19 protein-coding genes are annotated in these 23,522 nt (G+C 52.3%); 6 read left to right on the top strand and 13 right to left on the bottom strand.

Annotated elements, in window-relative coordinates; genetic code table 11:
* Positions 1–29 precede the first annotated feature (29 nt).
* Positions 30–1,268 (top strand): methionine gamma-lyase, encoded by a 1,239-nt coding sequence (gene megL, locus K7G70_RS17765; protein ID WP_223790008.1) that lies wholly within the window; start codon positions 30–32, stop codon positions 1,266–1,268.
* On the opposite strand, the gene K7G70_RS17760 is transcribed toward megL, so the two are convergent.
* Positions 1,199–3,133: an MFS transporter gene (locus K7G70_RS17760; RefSeq protein ID WP_223790007.1), complete on the bottom strand. Its 1,935-nt coding sequence runs from the start codon at positions 3,131–3,133 to the stop codon at positions 1,199–1,201. The two genes, megL and K7G70_RS17760, sit on opposite strands and share 70 nt — an antisense overlap.
* Before the next feature lie 182 nt (positions 3,134–3,315).
* Between K7G70_RS17760 and K7G70_RS17755 the strand changes: the two genes are divergently transcribed.
* Positions 3,316–5,616, top strand: a complete 2,301-nt coding sequence (locus K7G70_RS17755) for an FG-GAP repeat protein (protein WP_223790006.1) — start codon at positions 3,316–3,318, stop codon at positions 5,614–5,616.
* Between the two features lie 27 nt (positions 5,617–5,643).
* Here the strand turns inward: K7G70_RS17755 and K7G70_RS17750 are convergent, their stop codons facing one another.
* Genes K7G70_RS17750 through K7G70_RS17730 form a run of 5 tightly spaced genes read right to left on the bottom strand, consistent with a single transcriptional unit; the run spans position 5,644 to position 10,726 of the window.
* Positions 5,644–6,996 (bottom strand): patatin-like phospholipase family protein, encoded by a 1,353-nt coding sequence (locus K7G70_RS17750; RefSeq protein WP_223790005.1) that lies wholly within the window; start codon positions 6,994–6,996, stop codon positions 5,644–5,646.
* A gap of 46 nt (positions 6,997–7,042) precedes the next feature.
* Complete coding sequence (locus K7G70_RS17745) at positions 7,043–7,384, bottom strand: hypothetical protein (protein WP_223790004.1); 342 nt, start codon at positions 7,382–7,384, stop codon at positions 7,043–7,045.
* The gene (locus K7G70_RS17740) at positions 7,377–8,009 is read right to left on the bottom strand and encodes a hypothetical protein (RefSeq protein WP_223790003.1); all 633 of its coding nucleotides are present in this window, start codon (positions 8,007–8,009) and stop codon (positions 7,377–7,379) included. Before K7G70_RS17740 ends, K7G70_RS17745 begins: the two co-directional genes overlap by 8 nt.
* 10 nt (positions 8,010–8,019) lie before the next feature.
* A complete protein-coding gene (locus K7G70_RS17735; RefSeq protein WP_223790002.1) occupies positions 8,020–10,260 on the bottom strand; it encodes a xanthine dehydrogenase family protein molybdopterin-binding subunit in 2,241 nt (746 codons plus the stop codon).
* 1 nt (position 10,261) lies between these two features.
* Positions 10,262–10,726 carry a (2Fe-2S)-binding protein gene (locus tag K7G70_RS17730; RefSeq protein WP_223790001.1) on the bottom strand — a complete coding sequence of 155 codons (465 nt, stop codon included), beginning with the start codon at positions 10,724–10,726 and terminating at the stop codon, positions 10,262–10,264.
* Positions 10,727–10,857: 131 nt separating this feature from the next.
* On the opposite strand from K7G70_RS17730, the gene K7G70_RS17725 reads away from it, so the two are divergent.
* Positions 10,858–12,333 (top strand): sodium:solute symporter, encoded by a 1,476-nt coding sequence (locus K7G70_RS17725; protein ID WP_223790000.1) that lies wholly within the window; start codon positions 10,858–10,860, stop codon positions 12,331–12,333.
* Between the two features lie 448 nt (positions 12,334–12,781).
* On the opposite strand, the gene K7G70_RS17720 is transcribed toward K7G70_RS17725, so the two are convergent.
* The 7 genes from K7G70_RS17720 to K7G70_RS17690 all read right to left on the bottom strand — a co-directional run bounded on the left by K7G70_RS17720 (position 12,782) and on the right by K7G70_RS17690 (position 20,466).
* Positions 12,782–14,002 (bottom strand): winged helix-turn-helix domain-containing protein, encoded by a 1,221-nt coding sequence (locus K7G70_RS17720; RefSeq protein WP_223789999.1) that lies wholly within the window; start codon positions 14,000–14,002, stop codon positions 12,782–12,784.
* Positions 14,003–14,025: 23 nt separating this feature from the next.
* Entirely contained in the window at positions 14,026–14,283 is a 258-nt protein-coding gene (locus tag K7G70_RS17715) for a CPCC family cysteine-rich protein (RefSeq protein WP_223789998.1), read from the bottom strand.
* 12 nt (positions 14,284–14,295) lie between these two features.
* Positions 14,296–14,736 carry a GFA family protein gene (locus tag K7G70_RS17710; RefSeq protein ID WP_223789997.1) on the bottom strand — a complete coding sequence of 147 codons (441 nt, stop codon included), beginning with the start codon at positions 14,734–14,736 and terminating at the stop codon, positions 14,296–14,298.
* Positions 14,737–14,792: 56 nt separating this feature from the next.
* Entirely contained in the window at positions 14,793–15,122 is a 330-nt protein-coding gene (locus tag K7G70_RS17705; protein WP_223789996.1) for a hypothetical protein, read from the bottom strand.
* Between the two features lie 783 nt (positions 15,123–15,905).
* Entirely contained in the window at positions 15,906–16,607 is a 702-nt protein-coding gene (locus K7G70_RS17700) for an aspartate/glutamate racemase family protein (RefSeq protein WP_223789995.1), read from the bottom strand.
* A 60-nt stretch (positions 16,608–16,667) separates the two neighbouring features.
* Entirely contained in the window at positions 16,668–18,545 is a 1,878-nt protein-coding gene (locus K7G70_RS17695) for an LTA synthase family protein (protein ID WP_223789994.1), read from the bottom strand.
* 148 nt (positions 18,546–18,693) lie between these two features.
* Positions 18,694–20,466: a hypothetical protein gene (locus K7G70_RS17690; protein WP_223789993.1), complete on the bottom strand. Its 1,773-nt coding sequence runs from the start codon at positions 20,464–20,466 to the stop codon at positions 18,694–18,696.
* A 208-nt stretch (positions 20,467–20,674) separates the two neighbouring features.
* On the opposite strand from K7G70_RS17690, the gene K7G70_RS17685 reads away from it, so the two are divergent.
* From K7G70_RS17685 to K7G70_RS17675, 3 genes are read left to right on the top strand one after another with little or no spacing between them, the layout of a single operon-like run.
* Positions 20,675–21,472, top strand: coding sequence for a DUF3450 family protein (locus K7G70_RS17685; RefSeq protein WP_223789992.1), 798 nt, complete (start codon positions 20,675–20,677; stop codon positions 21,470–21,472).
* Positions 21,473–21,487: 15 nt separating this feature from the next.
* Positions 21,488–22,882, top strand: coding sequence for a MotA/TolQ/ExbB proton channel family protein (locus K7G70_RS17680; RefSeq protein ID WP_223789991.1), 1,395 nt, complete (start codon positions 21,488–21,490; stop codon positions 22,880–22,882).
* Between the two features lie 16 nt (positions 22,883–22,898).
* Positions 22,899–23,519, top strand: a complete 621-nt coding sequence (locus tag K7G70_RS17675; protein WP_223789990.1) for a MotA/TolQ/ExbB proton channel family protein — start codon at positions 22,899–22,901, stop codon at positions 23,517–23,519.
* Positions 23,520–23,522 lie beyond the last annotated feature (3 nt).

The following is a 23,522-nucleotide window of genomic DNA, read 5'->3' as shown; positions in this document are numbered from 1 at the left end:
TCAGTGTAATAACATTTGAGTCTGAGCTTATGAAACACCGTCATCACGCCCATTTCGCCACCGCAGCGATCCACACTGGCTACCACCCCCAAGACCAACAAGGGGCCCTGACCCCACCCATTCACATCAGTTCGACCTATGCGTTTGAGACGGTGGAACAAGGCGCTGAAGCGTTCCAAGGCGACAACGACCGCTTCATCTATGCCCGCTTGGGTTCACCCACCCAGCAGATCCTGGAACAGCGATTGGCGCGCTTGGAACAAGCCGAAGCGGCCCTGGCCACGGCCTCAGGCATGGGCGCCATCACCGCCACTTTGTGGTCATTGGTCAAACCCGGTGATGAAATCATCGCCGATTTGAGCTTGTACGGTTGCACCTACAGTTTTTTGGAACACGGCTTAAAATCGTTCGGGGTGAAGATCACCTATTTGAACCTGTCTGACCCCAACAACCTGACACAACACATCTCGGACCAAACCCGCCTGGTTTACAGCGAATCCCCCACCAACCCCAACATGCGTTTGGTTGACATCGCGGCCCTGGCGGCCATCACTGGACCGTTGGACTGCCAGTTGATGATCGACAACACCTACTGCACCCCTTATTTACAAAACCCTTTGGCCTTGGGGGCTGATTTGGTGGTGCATTCGGCAACCAAATACCTCGGCGGTCATGGCGATCTGCTGGCTGGATTTGTCGCGGGACGCCAGGAAGTCATCGACCACATTCGGATGTTTGGCTTGAAGGACATGACCGGTGCGGTGATTTCAGGCTTTGATGTGTCGCTGTTGTTGCGCGGTTTGAAAACCCTGCACGTGCGCATGGAACGCCACGGCGAGAACGCCCAGCAGGTGGCCGAATACCTGGCCGCATCACCCCACGTCAAACGCACTTATTATCCCGGTCTGGCCGACTTCCCACAACGACAATTGGCTGCCTTGCAGATGCGCCAGGCCGGCGGCATGATCGCCTTTGAATTGAACGCCACCCGGGAACAAGCGGCGGCTTTTGTCAATCGCTTGCAAATGATCCTGTGTGCCGTGAGTTTGGGCGATGCCGAAACTTTGATTCAACACCCGGCTTCGATGACCCATTCAACCTACACCGAAGAGGCGTTGCTGGCGCATTTGATCAGCCCGACTTTGATTCGCCTGTCGGTGGGACTGGAACACGTCGACGACATCATCGCCGACTTGGATCAGGCTTTGGAGTCGGTGTTTTCCGGCGCTTCTGGTGATTCCAACAACGGGTTGGCGATCTTGGCCTGACTCTTCAATTCCACCACCAGGTCACGCAAATAATCGGCCGTGACCTGCTCGGGTGGCACCGGGTCACCCACGATCAGCTCCACTTTGGCCATGAATTTTCTGGGCAGTCGACCCATCAATTTTTTGCTGTATCGCGAGAACATGCTGCCCCACAAGTTGTTCAAAGCCATCGGCACCACCGGCACCGGGGTTTCGCTGATGATCCGTTCAATGCCTTTTTTGAATAGACCGATCTGCCCATCCGGGGTCAAAGCGCCTTCCGGGAAAATGCACACCACATCACCGTCGGCCAAAGCCTCACGCACCGAGGCAAAGGCCGCTTCCATCATTTCGGGGTTTTCTTTGGCGCTGGCAATGGGGATGGTTTTGGCTGCTTTGAACAAAAACTTCATGCCGAATTTATTGAAGATTTTGTGGTGCATGACAAATTTCGATGGCCGCCTGACCCGACCCATGATGATCGCCGGATCAACAAAGGCCACGTGGTTGCACACCAACACCACTGGGCCTTCGGCGGGGATTTTTTCCAAGCCCTTGTACCTGACCCGATAGATCAGCGAAACCAACAGCCAGGCAATCAAGCGCAGGATGAACTCCGGCACGATGGTGAAGATGTACAAACAGACCACGATGTGCAGGATCACAGTGATCATGAACAACTCGGGGATGCTCATGTCCAGCACACCCAACACCACCATGCCCAAAACCGCGGCCACCACCATGAACATGGCGTTGATGATGTTGTTGCCGGCGATGATGCGCGAGACCTGATTGGCATCGGATCGTTCCTGCACCAATGAATACAAGGGCACGATGTACAAACCACCAAACACGCCAATCATGGCCAAATCGACACACACCCGATATGCCCCAGGCACCGCCATCACGGCCTTGATGCCCAGGTCCAAAACCCCCGATTGGGGCCATTGCGAACTGACCCAATACAAATCAAAACCAAACCAGGCCAAGCCCAAAGCCCCGACCGGTACCAAACCAATTTCCACCCGCCGACCCGACAGTTTTTCACACAACAGGGAACCCAGGCCAATGCCAATCGAAAACATGGTCAACAACAGGGTCACCACATGCTCGTTGCCACCCAACACGGTGCGCGAAAAATTCGGCATTTGGGCCAGAAACACCGAACCAAAAAACCAAAACCAAGAGATGCCCAGAACCGACAAGAACACCACCCGTTTTTCCGGCAGGATGCGCAGGTTCTTAGTGGTGGCACGAAACAGGTTCCAGTCCAGTTTGATGGTCGGTTCGGCCGCCACGCACAAGGGGATGTTGCGCGCCGACAAATAACCCAAAGTGGCAAAAGTCACCACCGCCAGGGAGATCGGAATGAACGAGTCCAAGGCAATCAAAATACCGCCCAATAGGGTGCCCAACAAAATGGAAATGAAGGTGCTGGCTTCGACCAGGCCATTGCCGCCCATCAGTTCATGGTTGCTGAGTTTTTCTGGCAGGTAACCGTACTTCACCGGACCAAACAAGGTGGACTGCGAACCCATCAAAAACAACACAAAAATCAACAAGGGCACGCTGTTCAAATAGAAACCCACCGAGGCCAACAACATGATCATGATCTCGCCCATCTTGACCCGCCGGATCAACACCGATTTTTCAAATTTATCGGCCACTTGACCGGCAAAAGCCGAAAACAAAAAGAACGGCAAAATGAACAAGCCAAAAGCCAAATTGGTGAGGATGTCCACCTGGTCCTCAGCAACCCGAAAGGCAATCATGATGACCAAGGCATTCTTGAACACGTTGTCATTGAAAGCGCCGAAGAATTGGGTCAAAAAGAACGGCAAAAAGCGCCGTTGTTTGAGCAGTTGAAACTGTGATTTTTCTGACATGAGTCCAGTGGCTTAAAAACTGGGTATCAGTTTAGCATCGGGGCAATGACATTGACAGCGTCAACAATTCAAATGACGCTTGATTCAACTATGGTATAAAATACTTAACAAACTTTTATTGTTAGCAAGCCGAAATTGGACATTGATGTTAAAATACATCATTTCAAAATAGTCATTTGAACATGAAAATTAAATGGACTTTCATTACTGTATCACTGCTATTTTTGAGCAGAGTTGTTATAGCAAAAAACTCTCAGGAGATACTTGAACACCTCCATTCTGCCATTTTATCTGAAACAGTACTGCCGCCATTTGAAGGTGTTTTTGGCCAGTTCAGCGGCTTTGGTTCCACCATCGCAGTTGATGGCAACCTTGCCTTGGTTGGTGGCGGCGGCCAGTATCCCAATTCCACAGCCTATTTATTCGAGCTTGAAGGCAAAGAATGGGTTGAAGTCACCCGCCTGGAACCCGAAGATACGAGCTCATTAGGCTCATACGGATATGGTGTCGAACTTGAAGGAGAATGGGCTTTTGTGTCCGCCGACAGGGCCGTATACGTATTTAGACAAGTAAACAATGAGTGGCAAGAGTTCCAATTATTGACCCCTAATATTGATAATCCATTGTTTAACCCAGAAACCTTTGGCAAGTCAATGAGCTTGGATAATAACCTGATTCTGATTGGAGATTCAGGAACGCCAGCCCCAACCGATGGAACAATTGGAGTTGTTTTTGCATTTGAGTTCGATGGCAACAGCTGGGCACAAATTCAGGCGTTTTATCCAGAGGGCGAAACCAATGAAAATGACAATTTTGGTTTTTCAGTTTCACTGGACAACGGCCATGCCGTCATAGGCAGTAGTTATGATGGCAACGTTCATTTCTATCAATTCACCAACAATCAATTTCAACTTCTCAATAAGTTTTCAAATGCAAGTTGGTCCTTTGGCAGGAATGTCCAATTGGTTGGAAACAAAGCCTTGGTGACTGACAGCTTAGCCGACCAAGTTCATGTTTATTCATACGATGGAATCAATTGGAGCTTGGAAACCAGTCTGACAGCAGACGACTCAGAATTGGTAGAAGAATTTGGTGTGAATGCATACATGTTTTCAAACAAATTGTTGGTGATCGACCCATGGCAATCAATCAACGAAAGCACCTCGCCTGCCATTTACGAGTTCACCGAATCTAATGGCATATGGGCTCAGAGTCAAAAACTCCATCAAACTGGTGTATTTGGCAGCGACATGGCAGTCTTAGGCAATGAATTATTAATCTCTTCACATAATTCATCATTTTACGGAATTGGTTCTGGATTCATCTCTCAGTTTAAATCTGACCAAGGCAGTTGGTCATATCATGATTATGTCATTCCGACTCTAGGTGCACCTGGTCAATTGTATGGCCATCGCACTGAAATCAATGATGATTGGATTGCGGTTAGTGCTCCTGAAGAATATTCTTTGGGTATCCGATCTGGTGCCGTATTTGTCTATGAAAGGATAAAAAATGAATGGCAAATTAAGCAGATGTTGACTCCCTCAGACCCCAATAACAATGCTTACTTTGGTCGTTCCATCAGCTTGCAAGACGACATCTTGGTGGTGGGCGCCATCAGACAAAATGGGGTTGAAGATGAGACAGGGGCAGCTTATGTATTTCAATTTGATGGGCAAAATTGGGTTGAAACTCAAAAAATAACTGACCCCAATGGTGAGACTGATGATTTGTTCGGATATCAGGTTGAAATTACAGAACAGCAAATATTGATAAGCAGTTTACGTTCCAATTCATTTGGAACCAACTTTGGTGCCGTAATAGTTTATGAAAAACCAACAGATTCTTGGGAAGAAACACATCGATTTAGTGCAGCCGACTCAGCAAATGGAGATCTCTTTGGTTATTCCATTGCTGTCAATGGAGATTTGGCATTGATCGGCGCACCATTTCATGATGAGGTTAATTCAAACTTAGGAGCAGTCTATTATTTTAGACTCGAAAATCAAATTTGGGTTGAACAACAAAAGTTGCTCTTATCCAACCCAATAAATTCATTAGAGTTTGGCAGAGAAATTGACATAGATGGTAATCAAGCGCTCATTGCTGCTTCACCCAATGCAGGTAATATGGCTTTTGTTTTTCACTTTGAAAATAATCAATGGTCAGAGTTCCAAAGCATTGAGCCACCCAATTCAACGCCCATCGCACTATTCGGTCAGAACATCAGTATTGCTAGCAACCACGTGCTTATCAATGAAAGAGATTATGAAAATCGGGTCCATTGGTTTCAGTTTGACGGATTAGAATGGGTGTACAATCAGCCCTTATTTGCACCCCAAGACACTGAATCGAGATCAGTCAATATCCACAACAATCAATTTTACATAGGTGCCAGCAATAATTTACTTGGTGCTGATTCAGGCACCATCAATATTTATGACCTAATTGGTGACATCATTTTTGAAGATGATTTTGAATAGATGTAATGATACATATCAATAATCCCGTTACTGCACATCCACTATGAATTGTTGGATCACAGCTGATTCGCGCACCAATTGTTGACCAGCGGCAATCAACTGGTCCACTTCATCATGCGGCAGCTGCAAGGCGGTTTCAATGGCGGCCAATTCGGAAGAACCGGGTTCACCGATGTGCGAGAAGTTCAACTCGGTGACATAAAAGGCAAACTCATCACAGCCTTCAACCAGGAATTCAGCACAACGACCTTGCTTGACCTGTTCGGTCCACTTGGGCACACTCAGCTCCAGCAAATCCAGCGTGTCGGCGTTGTAATTTTGTGATTGGATGGTGGTGGCGGCATTCAGGGTTTGCGCCGCACTGGGCGTTTTGGCCGACAGCGACAAGGCCGGATTCAGGGTGGCGGCGGCATTGACCACCACAAACAGCACTTTTTTGGTGCTGGTCAATCGGTAAGCTTTCAGTGCCTGCCAAAAATCATCATCCTGGACATAGATTTGATTCAACAAGGCCCGCACCCCCAGGTTATCGGCCACCCCACCGTCAACCAAATGCAGATAGGGGTGTTGTTGTTTGTTGCGAAAATGCCTGATTTTCAGGGCGTGGTGCTTGTAGCGGACGTCGTCGTACACCATTTGGTCCTGATAGACAAAAGGCTGACAGCCTGCATGGTTTTGCAGCATCACCGGCGAAAACAACACCGGCACCGCCGATGACGCGGTGACCGCCTTGCCCACCGGAAAACTGGCCAATTCCGAACACAACCAGCGGAAGTGGTCGTCAGAGAAGGTGAACCCCGCACCGGTCGCCACATCGGTGGCATTGATCATGATCCAGGGGGCATCGGGCCGCATATCGGCGAAGGTTTTGCCTTTGAAAATGTGTTTTTGGTAGTACTGGGTGGTCAAATCACTGCGGCTGAAGCCACCCGACATGAAGCGAAACCAGTTGATGGGATTGATCAGCAGGCGCCGGGCCAAACGACTCTGCAAGGTGGTTTTCAAAAAATCAGCTTCAAAATCGCTGAACAACTGGTCGCCGAACAGGCCGTAGTAGGCTGCCGTGAAACTGCCGCCAGATACCGATGAAATGATGTCCACCAAGGTCAGCAGATCCACCTGATGCTGGCTGTTCAACTGCACCGGGGTGTCTTTCAGTCCTTTCATCACCCCATAAGCAAAGGCCGCAGCGCGGGTGCCACCGCCGGAAAAAGTCAGGATGATGGTGACGTCGTCATTGTGTCCATAGGTTTCAAACCGTTCAGGCACCGACAGTTTTTTGGCAGAGTCAGACAGCGGTTGGTTGGCCAGCCGTTGGTTGCTGGCACACGCCATCAACAAGGTCATACCCAGACAGGTCAAAAACAAACGTATGCTCACTGGCCTAGCCCCTCAAACAAGTCAGAAGTATTGTATCACGGGCTTATCAAGATATTGGGTGACGCCACAAAGCACGGAACAACAGCCACCAACACAGCCCATCCAACAGGGCGATGCCTGACCACCACACCCAGGCCAAACCGCTGGCCTGCATGGCACCGGCCAAGGCCCAAATGGCCACGCCCATCACCGGCACAAAGGCCAGGTAAGCCAGCCAACGCCAGGCTTGCCACAAACCCCAAGCCGTGATCAGACCCAACAGCCCAAAACCGGCCATCAGGTAAGTGCCCGTGGACTGGCCGGCAATCAACCACAGGGTCAGTTGCAGCAAAGCACAAGCGGCCATGACCTGGGCGGGTGCCCGCAATGGGTGATTTGACTCAGTCATCAGACACCTCCTCTGTCGCTGTGGTGACATCGCCTGGACAGGGCATGCCTGCGGCACCCCAAGCCAAAATATCGGCCACATGATCAGCCAATGAATGCGGCGCCGGCTGGCGCTTGCCACCCGGATTCCAGGCCCAATGCAAAATCACGTCATGCCCCAAATGCGAGGCGATTTGTTGAAAAGTGCGGTTGCCATTGCGCGCGGGATCCCGCAGTTGTTGGCAAATTACATCGGACCCTTTGCCAAACCAAGCCGCTTCCACTGGCGCCAAGCGCCACACGTCTTTGGCCCCAGGTGCACCATGCGGTTCATCGCTGTTTTGTTGGCGGTGACAGGTGCTGCACAGCAGGCTTTCGGCACCGATGCGGCTGGCCCCGGCATGCACGTTCATGCCATGCCGTTGGGTTTTTTCGAAACTCGGCCCTGACCACATGGGATAGGGCGAATCCCCGACGTGACAATTGACACAGCGGGGGTGGGAAGCCACTTCATAAATGCGGGCCCAATGGTTCAATCCAGCGGCCGTCGACACACTGCCTGGCTCGGGAGCATCCGGGATGGCAAGTTCTGCTGCCCCAATCAAGCCAGGCCAAGACAACAATAAGATGTGAATCAATCGTTTCATGCCCACCCCCTCAAACAAAGTCTATGTGTTGATCAAACGGCATTTCGCGGATGCGCAAGCCGGTGGCCACAAAAATGGCATTGGCCAGGGCCGGTGCCGCCGGCGGCACCGGTGGTTCGCCGATGCCCCTGATCTGCCGGGCATTTTCCAGTCCCTTGACCACAATGTCAGGACACTGGTGAAAACGCATGCCGGCATGCCGGTGGTAATTGTTTTGCTCCGCCTGGCCATCGGCATAGGTGATTTGACAATTCATCGCATGTCCCAAACCCCAGACCACACCGCCTTTGACCAAGTTGTCGAAATTGATCGGATCAATCACTTGGCCCACATCGGCCACCACCGTGACCCGATCAATGCGGATGCCCTGTTCGGTGTTGGTCACTTCCACCACTTCGGCCACTGGCACCCCGAAGGATTCAACCAAGGCAATGCCTCGACCGCGGTTGGGCGGCAGCGGTTGATCCCAACCGGACAGGCGACCGGCCTCGATCAACACCTGCTTGGCCACCGGTTCATCACACAAGCGGATGCGTTCGGCCAAAGGGTCGGCCCCGGCGGCGTGGATCAATTCATCCAACAAACAATCGGCAAAAAAACCGGCCGTGGAAGCCCCCACCGAGCGCCACGATGAAGTGGGGGCCAATTCCGGTACCCGATAGGCAGCGACTTTAAAATGGGGGATGGCATAGGGTAAATTCCACGCCCCTTCGGTGATTTGTTTGTCTGGGCCAGGCATCGGCGTGTCCATGCGCTTGCCTTGTGAGGTCGATGAAGACACCGTGGCCACCTGCAAATCCATGACCGTCACTTGGCCATTGGCCACGGCCCCAGTACCCCGAGCCATGCCAATCTGGCGGGTGAAGTCCTGGGCAAAATCCTGTTCACGGGTGAAGGTGAGTTTGATGGTTTCTCCCGGTAATTGTCGACCGATTTCGGCGGCCAAGATGACGTTTTCAAATTCCAGGCGATGGCCAAAGCTGCCACCGGCGTATTGTTGATGCAGGTATACATGCTCCGCTTCATGGCCGGTAATGGCAGCCACTTTTTGTTGGGCAAAACGCGGCAATTGGTGGGCCACCCAAATGTCCACCCGCTCAGTGCCAACCCGAATCACCGCATTCAAGGGTTCCAAGGGTTGGTGGGCCACGTAGGGGGCTTTGTACTCAGTTTGCACGGCCGGTGTCGCGGCCATGTTTGCTTGCACATCCCCGTCATCCCGCCACACTTTGTCCAGACGTTCTTCGGTGAACGAATCGGCCACGGCCTGCCAGTGATCGGCTTGCTCAGCCGGATAAGGCGCAGGTGCCCATTCACAATTGATGGCCGCGGCCGCCTTGAACGCGCGCCAGGTGTTGTCGGCCACCACCGCCACGCCGTTGGTCACCGACAGCACCTGTTTGACCCCACGCATGGATTGGGCATGCGTGTCATCATAAGCTTTCAACGCTGCGCCTTTGCGCGGGTTGATGTTGACGGCCGCATACAGCATGTCCTCAAACACCAAATCAATGCCGTAATCCAAAGTCCCGGTGGACTTGGCCACCACATCCAGGCGTTGCATGGGCTGACCCAACAAGCGCCACTGACTCGGGTCGCGAAGGGTGTCGTGATGAACCGGTTTCAATTGCGCCGCGGTGTTGGCCAAGGCAGTGTATGGCAAACGTTGTCCGTCCGGCAAAACCACCGCCGCAGAAACGGTGGTTAATGCCTCCACTGGCACCCCGCTTTGCACCGAAGCGGCCAATTTCAAAGTTTCCCGTGCGGTGGCACCGGCCACCCGCAGTTTGTTCAAGCCATCGGGCACTGTGGTGGAACCGCCGGTCACCTGTGCGCCCATGATTTTCATCAAGGAACCGACCAAGCCGCGCATGGTTTCGGCGGTCAAGCTGGTGTCGGTGGCCCGAAACGGCACCGCCTCAGCAGCCAGAGCGGTGTTGTAATAGGCCGCATCGGGGACCCCAAAGCTGATCTTGAATTGATCCATTTCCAGATCCAATTCCTCGGCGATCATCGCCGCTTGCACTGAGGCCACACCTTGGCCCATGTCCATGTGGGGCACGATCAAAGTGATGGCTTGCTCATCAATCAGCACCCAAGGGTTGAACGTGGCGGCACCGGCTTTGAGGTTTTGGGCCAAAGGATTTTCAAGTTCTTTGTTGGCCAAAAAGGTGCCGAAAGCCACCCCACCGGCGAAGGCCGAGGAGCCGACCAGAAACGTCCGGCGGGTGATGGTTTTTAAGCGTCCCATGTCACACCTCACCGCGCAGCTTGGCGGCCGCGGTTTTCACCGCTTCACGGATCTTCGGATAGGTGCCACATCGACACAAGTTGGCCGACATGGCGCGGTCGATGTCCTCGTCACTTGGATTCGGTTTGAATTGCAAAAAAGACGACGCCGCCATGATTTGCCCACCCTGACAGTAGCCACATTGCGCCACTTGGTGTTCAATCCAGGCCACTTGCACCGCGTGCAAGGCCTCAGGTTGACCCAAACCCTCAATGGTGGTGATCGACATCCCGTCCGCTGCGCTGGCCGGGACCTGACAAGAGCGCACCGCCAAACCATTGAGGTGCACGGTGCAGGCACCACATTGGGCAATGCCACAACCGTACTTGGTGCCCATCAGTTGCAACTCATCGCGCAATACCCACAACAAAGGCATGTCACCTTCGACTTCGATGTCATGGGATTTGCCATTGACCGTCAATTTCATGCTTGGATTCCAGCTTGGGTTCATCCATCATTTTAACCCATTTGAGCGACACCCACCTGCGAATTCGATTGGCACACCATATTGACTGTAACAAGCATGGGAGAATTCAAGGTTTGTGATACCATGCCTCCATGCGCATTGATCCCGTGACCATGGCCTGGGTGGCCGGCTTGTATTTTTTGTTTTTGCTGTTGATTGCCAAGCTGACCACCCAGCGCGCCACCAACCAAGATTTTTTCATCGGTTCCCGACAGTCGCCGTGGCCGGTGGTGGCTTTTGGCATGATCGGTGCCAGCCTGTCCGGGGTCACTTTCATCTCGGTGCCGGGCTGGGTCGGTGGCTCACAATTTGCTTATTTTCAAATGGTCTTGGGGTATATCTTGGGTTATGTGATCGTGGCCCAGGTGCTGTTGCCCTTGTATTACCGTGGCGGCTACACCACCATATACACTTACTTGCAAGAACGCTTCGATTGGCATGCGCATAAAACCGGATCGGCATTTTTCTTGTTGTCACGCTTGATCGGCTGTGCCTTTCGCCTGTACCTGGTGGCGCTGGTCTTGCACACCTTCATGTTGGCCCATTTCGGCCTGCCATTTTGGCTCACGGCGTTGTTGTCCATCGCCATGATTTGGGCCTATACCGTCAAGGGCGGGATCAAAACCATCGTCTGGAGTGACACCTTGCAAACCGCCTTGATGATCATTGCGGTGATCGGTGCCTTGTTGTTTGTGGCCAGTAACCTGGGCGAATGTTTCTCCGTGATCAATGGCTTGAAAACCATCTGGGCCAGCGAACACACGCAAATCTTTTTCTTCGCCGATGGTTGGACCGACAGCCAAAATTTCTACAAACAATTCCTCAGCGGCATCTTGATTGTGATTGTGATGACCGGCCTGGATCAGGACATGATGCAAAAAAACCTGTCGTGTAAAAACCTGCGGTCTTCGCAAAAGAACATTTACTTGTTCGTGGTGATTCTGGTGGCGGTTAATTTCCTGTTTTTGCTGCTGGGAGCCGGCCTGTATGTCTACGCCGAAGCCTTTGGGTTGGCCTTGCCGGAGAAGGCCGATTTGCTGTTCCCAACCATCGCCTTGACCCAGTTTCCAGTGGAACTGGCCCTGGTGTTCGTGCTGGGCTTGTTGGCCAGTGCCTATTCCAGTGCCGACTCGGCCTTGACTTCATTGACCACCTCATTCTATTTGGACATCCTGGATCGAGACGAACAAGACAATCCACAACAACGGCAAGCCATCCACTTGGGCTTCTCGCTGCTGGTGTTTGTCCTGGTGGTGTTGTTTTACTACCTGATGCAAACCAACGCCATCGACGCCCTGCTCCAGGCCGCCAGCTACACCTATGGCCCCTTGCTGGGTCTGTTTGCTTTCGGCATGAGCACGCGGCGGCAACCGATTGGCCGCTGGACTCCCTGGATCGCGGTGGCCGCCCCCATCCTTTCCTGGCTGCTGGCCAAACATGGCACAACCTGGCTCGGCGGTTATCAATTCGGCTACGAAATACTGCTGATCAACGGCGGCTTGGTGTATTTGGGTTTGTGGTTGACCAGTCGCCAGCAGCGCCGGAATTCCCTCCCTTTCGAGAACTGAAAATCATACAACAACCAACCTTGGAGCGCCGACTTCAGTCGGCGTTGGATTGAAGGCAATCTGAAAATGAATGTTTCAAAGTCCATTAGTTTTTCACTCAACAAACCACCCTCCTGGTGATGGCTGCGGCTGACGCCTTGCCATGTCATCGACTGAAGTCGATGCTCCAATCATTTCTCTGGAGCGCCGACTTCAGTCGGCGTAGGGGGCCAATCCAAACAGCTCGATGAATTCTAAACCCAAGATGGATCCAATCATTCAAACCCCTTATGATGGCGCAGCTATGCCTTGCCATGTCATCGACTGAAGTCGATGCTCCAAAATATCCAGGAGCGCCGACTTCAGTCGGCGTTGGATTGAAGTCAATCTGAAAATGAATGTTTCAATGCCCATGAGTTTTTCATTCAGTAAACCGCCCTCCAGGTGTAGAAGACACCGACTGATCAATTCATTCCAAATGCGCCAACGCCAGCTCAACTGGTCCTTGCAGTGGCGTTGGCTCGACCCGGTTTACACAGAGGTGATCGCAAGCCTGGAAGCGCAAGAATTCGGGCAAGGCTTGGGCCAGGGCGTCGATGACCTGGGCAGCGTCAAAGCGGTGGTTTTCAAAATGCAAGTGCTTGATTGCAAACAGACCGGTGTCGCGGTGGGCTTTGCAGTCCATGCGACCGATGAAGCGGTCGCGGTACAACAAGGGCAGGCTGAAATAACCGTGGCGGCGTTTGGCCGCTGGTACGTAACATTCGATTTGGTAGTCAAAACCAAACAAACGAGCCAGTCGCTCGCGCTGGATCAAGCTGTTGTCAAACGGCGACAAGATGGTCAGGCGGTGGCGGCTGCGCGGCAACTTCGACTCCCAAACTTCTGGCAGCACATAATGCACCTGATCAGCCACCGACAAGGGCAACAATTCAGCATCGGCCACCCGCTGCGTCAACAAATCAGCCATGGCTTCACGCAGACCAGGGATGCGCCGCAAATAAGTCAAGCTGGGGTAGGACACCACGCCCTGACAACGCAACTGCTGATCGAGTAAATGGACGGCCAGTTCCATGGCTTCCGGCGTGCGGGTGTCCACCGCTGCGGGCAGCACCCGTTCGGTCAGGTCATAGGTTTTTTGAAATCCGGCACGATCACAGACCATCAAATCCCCTTGCATGTACAGTTGTTCCAGGGCTTTTTTGGCCGGTTTCCAATCCCACCAACCCGCCGATGCACGACCCTTGGGCCGGGGCTGTTCGATGTCTTTGGCTTGCAGCGGCCCAGCCAGTCTGACCCGATCCAATAACTCGGTCATCAGTTTTTTATCGGGGTTTTTAAACCAATGGGTTTGACCGCTTTTGATGGCTTGTTTGTAGGGCAAAGAGAACCGAAAATCCCGCATCGGTAAAAAGGCCGCGGCATGCGACCAATGTTCAAAAATCTGGCCTTGGGTCAACAGTTTTTCTGCCATGCCTGTTTGATAGCCCGGCACCCGGGCCTGCAGCACATGGTGGTGGGCCCGCTGTACCACAGAAATGGTGTCCAGTTGCACATAACCAAGGTGCTCAATGGCTTTCAGCGTCCCCGACACACCCCGCCCAAAGGGCTGGGTTTGCAACAAACCCTGGGCCTGCAACACCAGATGACGCAGGCGTTGGCGATCGGCTTGTCGGGTGATGGTTTTCATGGGTTCAGGCTTTGGCTTTTTCGTCATTCCTCTACCAAGGGTTGCCAGGCCGGGTCTTGGATGAATTTTGGCGTATAATTCTGCCTCCGATACCCATTCAGGTATCGTTCCTGGGCTTGTCGCAAGCTCAAGCCGTTGGCCCCACCCTCATAATCCGGGTCTGCTTGTTGTACCGGATCATCTTCCCAGTTGCACACCGGACACAAGGCAAAACCACCTGGGCCAACATTCAGGCTGATGTAACCACAACAGGGACAAGTGCGCGGATGCGTTTTTCCCATCACACAACCCAATCACTCAGGCGCATTGCCACCACTGTATTTGGCAAACAGCTCGGGGCCAGTCAGGTTTTCCCGGGTGGCGTCGGCAAAAGTGTAATACGGCGGTTTTTCGTCGATGAACACCTGTTGATCGAAAGTCAGTCCGCTGTCATCAGTAAACAAACCCACCGGCACCATGTGGTGTTGGTTGGCTTTGAGCCGATAAAACAGGTGGCTGCCACAGTGGGCACAAAAACCCCGCTCGGCCCACTCGGAAGAATCATAGACGGTGATGTGCTCGGCCCCTTGGAAGGTCACCTGAGGTCCACAATTGACCTCCATAAAAGGCCCACCACCCCAACGGCGACAGGTTTGGCAATGACAAGCCCCCACCTGATGGCCCATCTGATGGGCAGTGAAAGTGACTTGACCACACAGGCAATGGCCTTGGCCGGATTGGGTTTTGTCATTCATGATTGGTCTCCTCTATGAGCGTGCTGTTTATTTTGGTGGTGCTGTTGATTTTTCTGCTAACTGTTGCGTTCCCAAAACGCCGCCAATTGTTGTTGCCAAATTTTGACTTCTTTTGAGTTGTTATACCAAGCATCAAAATTTTTGGCCGCTTCAGGTGGTGGCATGGGGCGTTGGTCATACACTTTCCAGTAACGCTCCAACAAGTCCTCCAGTTCGTCGTGGTCTGCACACCGTTGGTAACATGCCTGATGCAATGAGGCATCAGAGTATCGGTACAACCGGTGATGTTCTGGAATAAACGCAGGGAACATCATGACCTCATGATCTGCTTCAATGACTTGTTGGCAAAGGGAACATTTGGTGGCCCCTGCAATTAATATGGCCATATCGTTGTTTACTGCTGATGTATGTCCGTTATTTTAACGCAAGCCTGGATCAATCCTACAACTTTGTCGATCAGCACAGTGAGCTGGAAGCACCAGCCTAATAACTGTTCCTCTGGAGCGTCGACTTCAGTCGACGACATGGCTAGGCTTGGGCCGCAGCCATCTTTGGCTGGTTTGTGGTTATACTGAGACAATTTATAATGGAGACACGAGCCCACCTTTACGCCGACTGAAGTCGGCGCTCCAAAGATGCTTATTCTGACCACGGACTTCTGTTTATTGACAACCTTAATCCTGATGAAACAACCAGAGTTTGAAGGAATAGGCTCTGCCAATTTTTGCGTTGTTAATCAAATTTGAATGCAAAACTTGGTTAAACATCTTCAACCTGGATCCTGCGATCAAGTCGCAGGATGACGCCGTAAAAATGCTGAAAGCATGATTTGGCACAATTGTTGGAGCGTCGACTTCAGTCGACGACATGGCAAGGCTGAAGCCGCAGCCATCATTGGTTGGTATGCTGTCAAGTTGATGAACGGGGGTCATACTGTGTCATGTTTTCGGTAAGTAAATTCCAAACCCAACGCCGACTGAAGTCGGCGCTCCAGAGGACTGATTTGGAGCGTTGTCGAAACCTGGATGCGAAACCATCATTCCATCAAACACATCGACCAGCAGGGTAGGATGGGCTTAGCCCATCATTGCGATGTTAGAAAAGATTGAATTCAAAACTTGGTTGAACCACGGGATAACGGTGGCGAAGGTAAAAAAACGTTGGTATTTTTATTGCGGGCCCACCGCCCTTTGGATCGCCGCTTCGGCCAACAGGCGGGTTGAATTCAGCGTGGGCAAGGGGCTGTTGCCGGCGTGCAACACCAATGGCAATTCGGTGCAGCCGAGAATTACGGAGTCGCAGCCTTGTTCGGCCAGATCAACGATGGTGTGTTGCAGGGATTCCACCGCTTGGGGGTTGATGATGCCATAGACCAGTTCCTGCATGATGATGTCACTCATGGTTTGGATTTGGTCTGCGGCTGGGCGTGACCATGACAGTCCTTTGGCTTCCAGTTGTTCGGGGTACACCTGGCTGTTGACCAGCCATTCGGTGCCGAGGATGCCGGGGTGTTGGTGACCCCGTTGTTGCGCTTGGCTGGCCACCACTTCAGCGATGTGCAACCACGGCAGTGGCAGGTGTTCCGCAATCAGGCCAAAAGCTTGGTGGATGGTGTTGTCGGGACAAATCAAAAAATCGGCCCCCTGTAAGGCCAACTTGCGGGCCGATGACAACATCAACTCACCCACCCCAGCCCAGTCGCCGGCATCCAGGCAGGCCACATAGCGGGCCAAGGAATGGGTGTGCATGGACACTTCCGGATGGGCATGTTCGCCCAAGACTTTCGGTGCTTGGGTGCAGATGGTTTTGTAGCACAAAGCGGCGCCTTCGGCTGAACAGCCCACGATGCCAATGTGTTGTGTGTTACTCATGTCTTTCAGTCTAACCGATTTCTGTCCAGAAACAACGATTCATTGTGCGGGGTTTGGCTTTCAGCCGTCGGGATAGAGCAGCTCCGGGTTGCTGGACATGAAATACCGTTCGCCGGCCATGATGTCGTATTGCAAGAGCTCCAATTCAGTCATCAACGATCGGCCTGGCTCTGTCAGCACCGTGCGTTTGTGAATTGGTGGCTTGATCGCATTGATGTCACTGAGCAATTGATACAGCGAACTGGATTCCACTTGAGCCGCAGCCAACAACTGAGACCCCAACAAAAACATGCTGCTGTCGACCACCTGCGGATCGGGGTCAAAATTGCGCCAAAGCAAATACGGCACTTGATGCGATTTGCGGTACATCTCTTGAAATGCCGGCTCATGTGGATCGCCACGTTTGAATTTTCGCCGAAAGAATTTACGCAACAATGGCCCCGTTGACAGGTCCTTGGTGCGATCAATTCGTTGCAGGTAATCGATGGCCAACTGCTGCCTGAACACCGGCAGTCCTGGCTGGTGGTCTCCCAACACCAGAATCACCGCTGGCTGATCGCTTTGTTGGTAATGCGAAATCAAGTGTTCGATGGCCTGATCCGCAGCGTGCAATGCATTGAGATAAGTTTTCAAAACTTCGGCATCGTCTTTGGCGTAATTTCCCTGCACCGCAATCACCCCATCGTCATAGGCATCATAGGTCCAAAAGCCATGGGTGGCATTGGGAAAGCTGAAAATGAATTGCGGCTCATCATGGGCCTCGGTGGTGGCAATGATGGTCTCAACCAATGCCATTTCTGAGGGGTACCGACCGGCCGGATCCATGGCCACTCCGGGCTGTTGCCACAAGGTGCGGATGTGGTCAAAGCCCAACAGTGGATACACTTTTTTGTAGTTGAAAAAGTCCAAAGACGCCACATGCAAAGCAGTGGTGGTGTATCCCTGCCGCTTGAACTCCCTGGCCAAAGAGGGTGTCGGCTGATCCAATTGATCCATATATGGGATGGCTTTGTCAGGCATGAAACGCATGCTCAAACCGGTCAGCAACTCAAATTCCGGATTGGCCGATCGCCCACCCTGCTCTGGAGAAATCACCATCCCAGCCACCCCTTCTGCCGCCCGATGCCTGAAATGTTGGATTGGATCTTGGTTGGTTTGGATCTGAACCGATTGGGGGTCTGCAAAAGCTTCGATGAAAAAAATGATGACATCTGGCCGCCTGCTCACTGCGGAAGATGCATCTGCTGGGCGTCTGGACAACAACCCCTCGATGCGTGCTTGATCGTAGCCGTCTGGCATTTGCATGCTGCGCCGCACCAAGGCCGTGTAATAGGTGCTGAATAGAAATCCGTTCCATTCATACATAACCACCGGTTGCGCACGGCCCTCAATGTATAAAGTTCGGTTGAGCTGGTGGGTCACGGTTTGGCGGTGTGTGATCAACAACAGCAAAGCCACCATCATCCACACCCGCAGAGGCCACCTGTAATGGTGCAATTTGGCATGCGGCTGTGTTTTGAACCAGCCCAGGAGCATCAGCGACAACAAGCCGATCATCAACAAAAACTGCGGCCAATAATCGGCCCAAACATCTGCCACCAACAACACTTGGGCAGCGTGTTTCAGGTCAGTCAGTGAAAACACCAAGCCAAACACCCGGTACATTTCGGCATTGAATAGCATCAACATCCCATACAACGCAGCCAAGATCAACCAGGACAAACCTGGCCGCAAGGTCAACACGGTCAACACCATCCAGGTGATCAACAGTGACAATGGTTCCAACAACCAAGCGTTTTTGGCTTCACTGATCGGCGACAAATCTGTTAACCATTGGAAGCCACTGCCCATGAGCAGAAACAATGTCAAACCAGCCAACAAGATGAGCGAGGTTTTCAGCAATACCTCAAATGAACCTTTTAAACTGGCACCCGGCATGAAGTCCTGTTCTCAGCTACAAAGCCATCCATTGTAATGCCGCTGTCACAAATTGCCAAATGCACGCCCAACCAACAAAAAAAGCCTGTGCGGCATTCACCACACAGGCTTGTTGAGTTGACACCTCCTGTGTCAGATCATTCCATGATCAATCCAAAAATTCAGTCCAACCGTTGGTCCAGGCATTGGCTTTGGATTTGAAAGCACCTGGGTAATCGGTTTTGTCAAAGAACGCACCGAACTTGTCACCGTCCATCGGCATCACGCCTGGGGTGGCGTCGGTGGGGAAGATGCCATCCAAAGCCGGATTGGCCACTTGGTTACCCATTTGCGCGTCGAAGAAAGCTTGAACCGTGAAGGCATCGCCGTCCTCTTCTTCAAAATTTTGCGCACAGCTGATGATGGTGTTTTCCATGGTGGCAGTGCCCGACAAGCTGTTGGGGGTGCCAGCGGCGGCAAAAGTGGCGTCTGAATCCAGATCCAAGCATTTCTCAAACCCGGTCACAATGACATTGGTCATGTTGAAACCGGTACCGCGACGCAACACCATACCGGTGGTGGTTTTGTTGTCAGACGGTGCACCGATGAAGGTGGCGTTGGCGATGCTTGGTTGTGAACGCGGGGTGGCGTCGTTGTTGTCCTCGAAGTTATCGGCTTCAATGCCACGCTCTTTGTCGTTGGCTGCATCGGGGTCTTGTACCACCACCAAGTATTGCACTTTGCCGTCCCAACCATGGGTCCAATCCAAAGAGTCGTCTTTGATGCCGGTCAACACCAAGTGCTTGGCATTCACGGTACCACCGAAGAACTCGATGCCGTCGTCTTCGTTGGCATGGACTTGAACGTGGTCAACCACGGTACCAGATCCAACCGCTTGGAAGGCGATACCATTCAACTCGTCTTCGTCATTGATCCGGAAACCACCGAACTGCACACGAACGTACTTCAACACACCACTGGAGTCATCGGGGATGTTGCCGCCGAAGTTGCCAGAGCCGCCTTCGCCGATGTCTTCACATTGCTCGAAAGGCACGTTGTCATCACAAATGTTGATGGGTGCACGACCATTGATCACCAGACCACCCCAGTTACCGGCACCGGCTTGTGGGTCATTGGCGGCGAAAGGACCGGTGAACACGATGGGTGCATTGGCGGTGCCTTCAGCAAAGATTTTTGAACCGCGTTGTACGGCCAAGAAATCATTACCGGTCACACCCAACACACGGGTACCGGGCTCAATGGTCAAGTTACCTGTGGTGCCGCCGTCTTCACCGACGAACACACCGCCTTGCAACACCCAGTTGGTGTCGTTGGTCAGGGTCACATCACCGGTCAAAGTACCAGACAAAGCACAGGTTTTGGGTTGTGCTGTGGCACTGGCAAAGGCAGGACAGCCAGAGAAGGTTTTTTGGTAAGGACAAACCGCAGCGTCACGCAAGGTGCCGTTCAATTCATCGGTGGGTACCACGTCGTAAGCGACACTGGTCTCTGACACCAAATCAGAACTGATGTTATCGATGCTGACTGAAATGCTGCGACAGTTGTTCACTTCCCAAGTCATGTCACCAAAATCTTCGATGGTCACATCAGATGGGCCGTTAAAAGTACCGCCGGCGATTTCCAACAGACCGAATTCCAAAGTGGACTGCCCGGCCACCACGGGTGCGGTGCCAGACACCCAAAATGGGTTGCCCGCGTCGTCATAGAAATAACCGGTCACGAAGAACACGCCAGCCTCAGGACCTGAAGGGATGTAATCCAACATCCAACCGGTTGAAGCCGGCACGTCGGTGCGGAACCAACCGCCTTCGAAGTGTTCGTCGACATTGATGGCACTGGCCGCGCCAGTCAGCATCAAGCCACCCATCAATGCACCTTTGATGGCGCCTTTCACCACATGATTCATGTTACCCAATTTCATTTAAATTACCTCTGATAAGAATTCAAAAAACCGAAATTCTAGGGCCGGGTTGTTTCAGTTAAGTGACCAAAAGATGAAGTTTGTGTGACAAGCCAAAAGCCACTCCTTATAAATACAGCAAATAAAAAAATATGACCGGCTGGTAACGCTTCTGTCACATTCGCCGCCTAAAATTTGCCGCATCTTAAATACCGATTGATCTACAACCATGTCACGCACACCCAATCCAAACGCTCAGCGCAGCTGGATCGGCAAGACTTTGCTGATCTGTGGCTCCTTGGCAGCCAGCCCATTGATGGCGCAGACCAACGCCACTGAAAACACCGAGACCCTCGTCAATAATTTGATTGAATTGCGCGGTCAAGTGGAGGACTTGCAGGCTGAAATGCAAATCCTCAAAGCCGAACACACCCAGTCCATGTCTTATTTGAACACCCGCAAGACTGAATTGGAAGCCAACATTGATCGCAAAGAGCTGCAGATCAAACAATCTCAGGTCGATGTCCTGCAATTGCAAGAAAAAATCAAAGACATGGGGCTGGACTCGGAACAAATGATCCCCCAAGTCTTGAACATGGCCGCCACCATCAAGCAGGGTGTGGCCCAAGGCATTCCTTTTAAATACGCAGAACGCAACAGCTTGATTGATGACATCACCCGCGATTTAACTGGTCGCAAGATCACCTCACAACACGCCATCAACCGCCTGTGGGCTTTCTTGGAAGATGAAATGCGTTTGGCCCGAGAAAATGCCATCTACTCACAAACCATCACCTTGAATGGTGAGCAGGTGCTGGTGGATGTGGCCAAATTGGGCACCGTGTTGATGTATTTTAAAACCCGCGATGACGAATACGGACAAGCCATCAAACAAAACGGTTGGCAATTCAAACTGTTCGAAAGCGATGCCGACAAGCAAGCTGTGGCCACCTTGTTTGATTCCCTGAAAAAACAAATTCGCCAAGGTCATTTCACCTTGCCGCTGAATTTCACCAGCCAAAGATAATTCCAGGACCCCGTCATGAAAAAGTCATTGATCATCATCTTATTGCTTGTGTGCCAATCCCTGTTGGCCCAAGAATCGACCACCGCTGCCGAAACCCCGGTGGTTGAACCCGCTTTGCCAGCGGCCGATCCGGCCCAAGCCCAAGAAGACTTGCTGCTGGCCTATAAAAAGGAATACGCCTTTTTGACCTCACAGGTGAACAACATCCAAAACCGCTTGGCCGAATTCAAAATCAAAGCGGCCCTGGAGAAACGCCAGGTCGAAAGCCAAATCAGCGCTTTGGAAAATCAGTTGTTGAATGCCGAAGCCACGGCCAGCCAGTTGGAAGAAGAGATTTACACCATCCAACGCAACGCCGAATCGGTGGAAGACAACCAGGGTTTGATGGCCTCCACCATCATCCAAGCCCAGTCGACCATGACCGAATATGGTTTTGACGGTTTTGCCGCCGCTGAAGACACCGAAGTCAGTGATCTGAGCAAGGTCGAAACCCTGGTGGCACTGGCCAACCAGACCGTCTCAGCACAAGCCAGCATCACCAGCCAACCCGGTGAGTTTTTTCTCACCGATGGTACCCAAGTCAGTGGTGAAGTATTGAAAGTGGGCAACATCGCCTCTTATGGCCACAGTCCACAAGGTTCAGGGGTGTTGGCCCCGGCCGGTGAAAAACAATTCAAAGTGTGGCAAGACAGCGATCCGGATGCCGCAGCTGGCATAGTGCAAGGCCAAGCCAATGGTTTGTTGCCGATCTTTTTGTATGAGTCCTCGATCAAAGCCATCGAAGAAAAAGAACAAAAAACCATCATCAGCGTGATCAATTCAGGCGGTTTGATTGCCTGGATCATTGCCGGTTTGGGCGCCTTTGCCTTGTTGCTGATCATCTTGCGGGTGTTCTTCTTGCACCGCGCTTCGGCCAGCACCGAAAAATTGCTGGGCGGGGTGGTTTCACAGATTGAACAACGGGATGTCGAAGGGGCCATCAAACAGGCGCAAAAAGAATCCAGTTCATCTTCGCGTGTGTTGCTCTCGGCACTGCGCAACATCGACCGCGACCGCGATCACATCGAAGACATCGTTTCCGAATCCATCCTGCATGAATCCAGTCAGTTGAACCGCTTCGGCTCGTTGATTTTGGTGATTGCCACCGTGGCGCCTTTGTTGGGCCTGCTGGGTACCGTGACCGGCATGATCGCCACCTTTGACATCATCACCGATTTTGGTACCGGCGATCCGAAACTGTTGTCCGGCGGCATCTCGGTGGCCTTGGTCACCACTGAAGTCGGTTTGGCCGTGGCCATTCCCACCTTGTTGTTTGGCAACATCCTGTCGGGTTGGGCCGAACGCATCAAGGACGACATGGAAAAAGCCGCTTTGCGGGCCATCAACGTGTACAAAAAAACCTTTGCCTGATCGATTGCATTGAACCATGAGTGATTTGATTCAACAACTGCAAGGCTATTTCATCTCAGGCGGCTATGTGATGCCGCCTTTGATCATCGCCACTTTGGTGTTGTGGTGGACCTTGGGTTACCGCATGATGGCCCTGCGTCGGGGCTCGGTGCGCAGTACCCGGGTGATGGTCTATCGCTACATGAAAGGCATTCTGCCCAGCAACGAAGGGGTGTTGGTGCGGGTGCTGCACAAAGGCATGAAATTACGCGCCAAAGCGTTGCCCGATTTGCGGCGTTATTTGGATGATGCTTTTGCCGAAGAAGGCCGCGAAATCAAGAAATACCGTGTGCTGATCACCACCATCGTTTTGGTGGCGCCGTTATTGGGCCTGTTGGGCACCGTCTCGGGCATGATCGAAACCTTCGATTCCTTGGGTGACATGTCTTTGTTCTCCCAATCCGGTGGCATCGCCGGTGGCATTTCACAGGCTTTGATCACCACCCAAATGGGTTTGGCGGTTTCCATTCCTGGCTTGATCGTCAATGGCATCCTGGACAAAAAACAAAAACAGTTGGAAATCGAAATCGCCCAACTGAAAGATTATTTATGCAGCCCGATTCCGGGTTTCGAAACCGATCGCCCAGCGGCGGTCTGAGGA

It is taken from the genome of Marinicella meishanensis (assembly GCF_019931145.1).
GTDB lineage: Bacteria > Pseudomonadota > Gammaproteobacteria > Xanthomonadales > Marinicellaceae > Marinicella > Marinicella meishanensis.
This window is presented reverse-complemented; position numbering and strand designations above follow the sequence as displayed.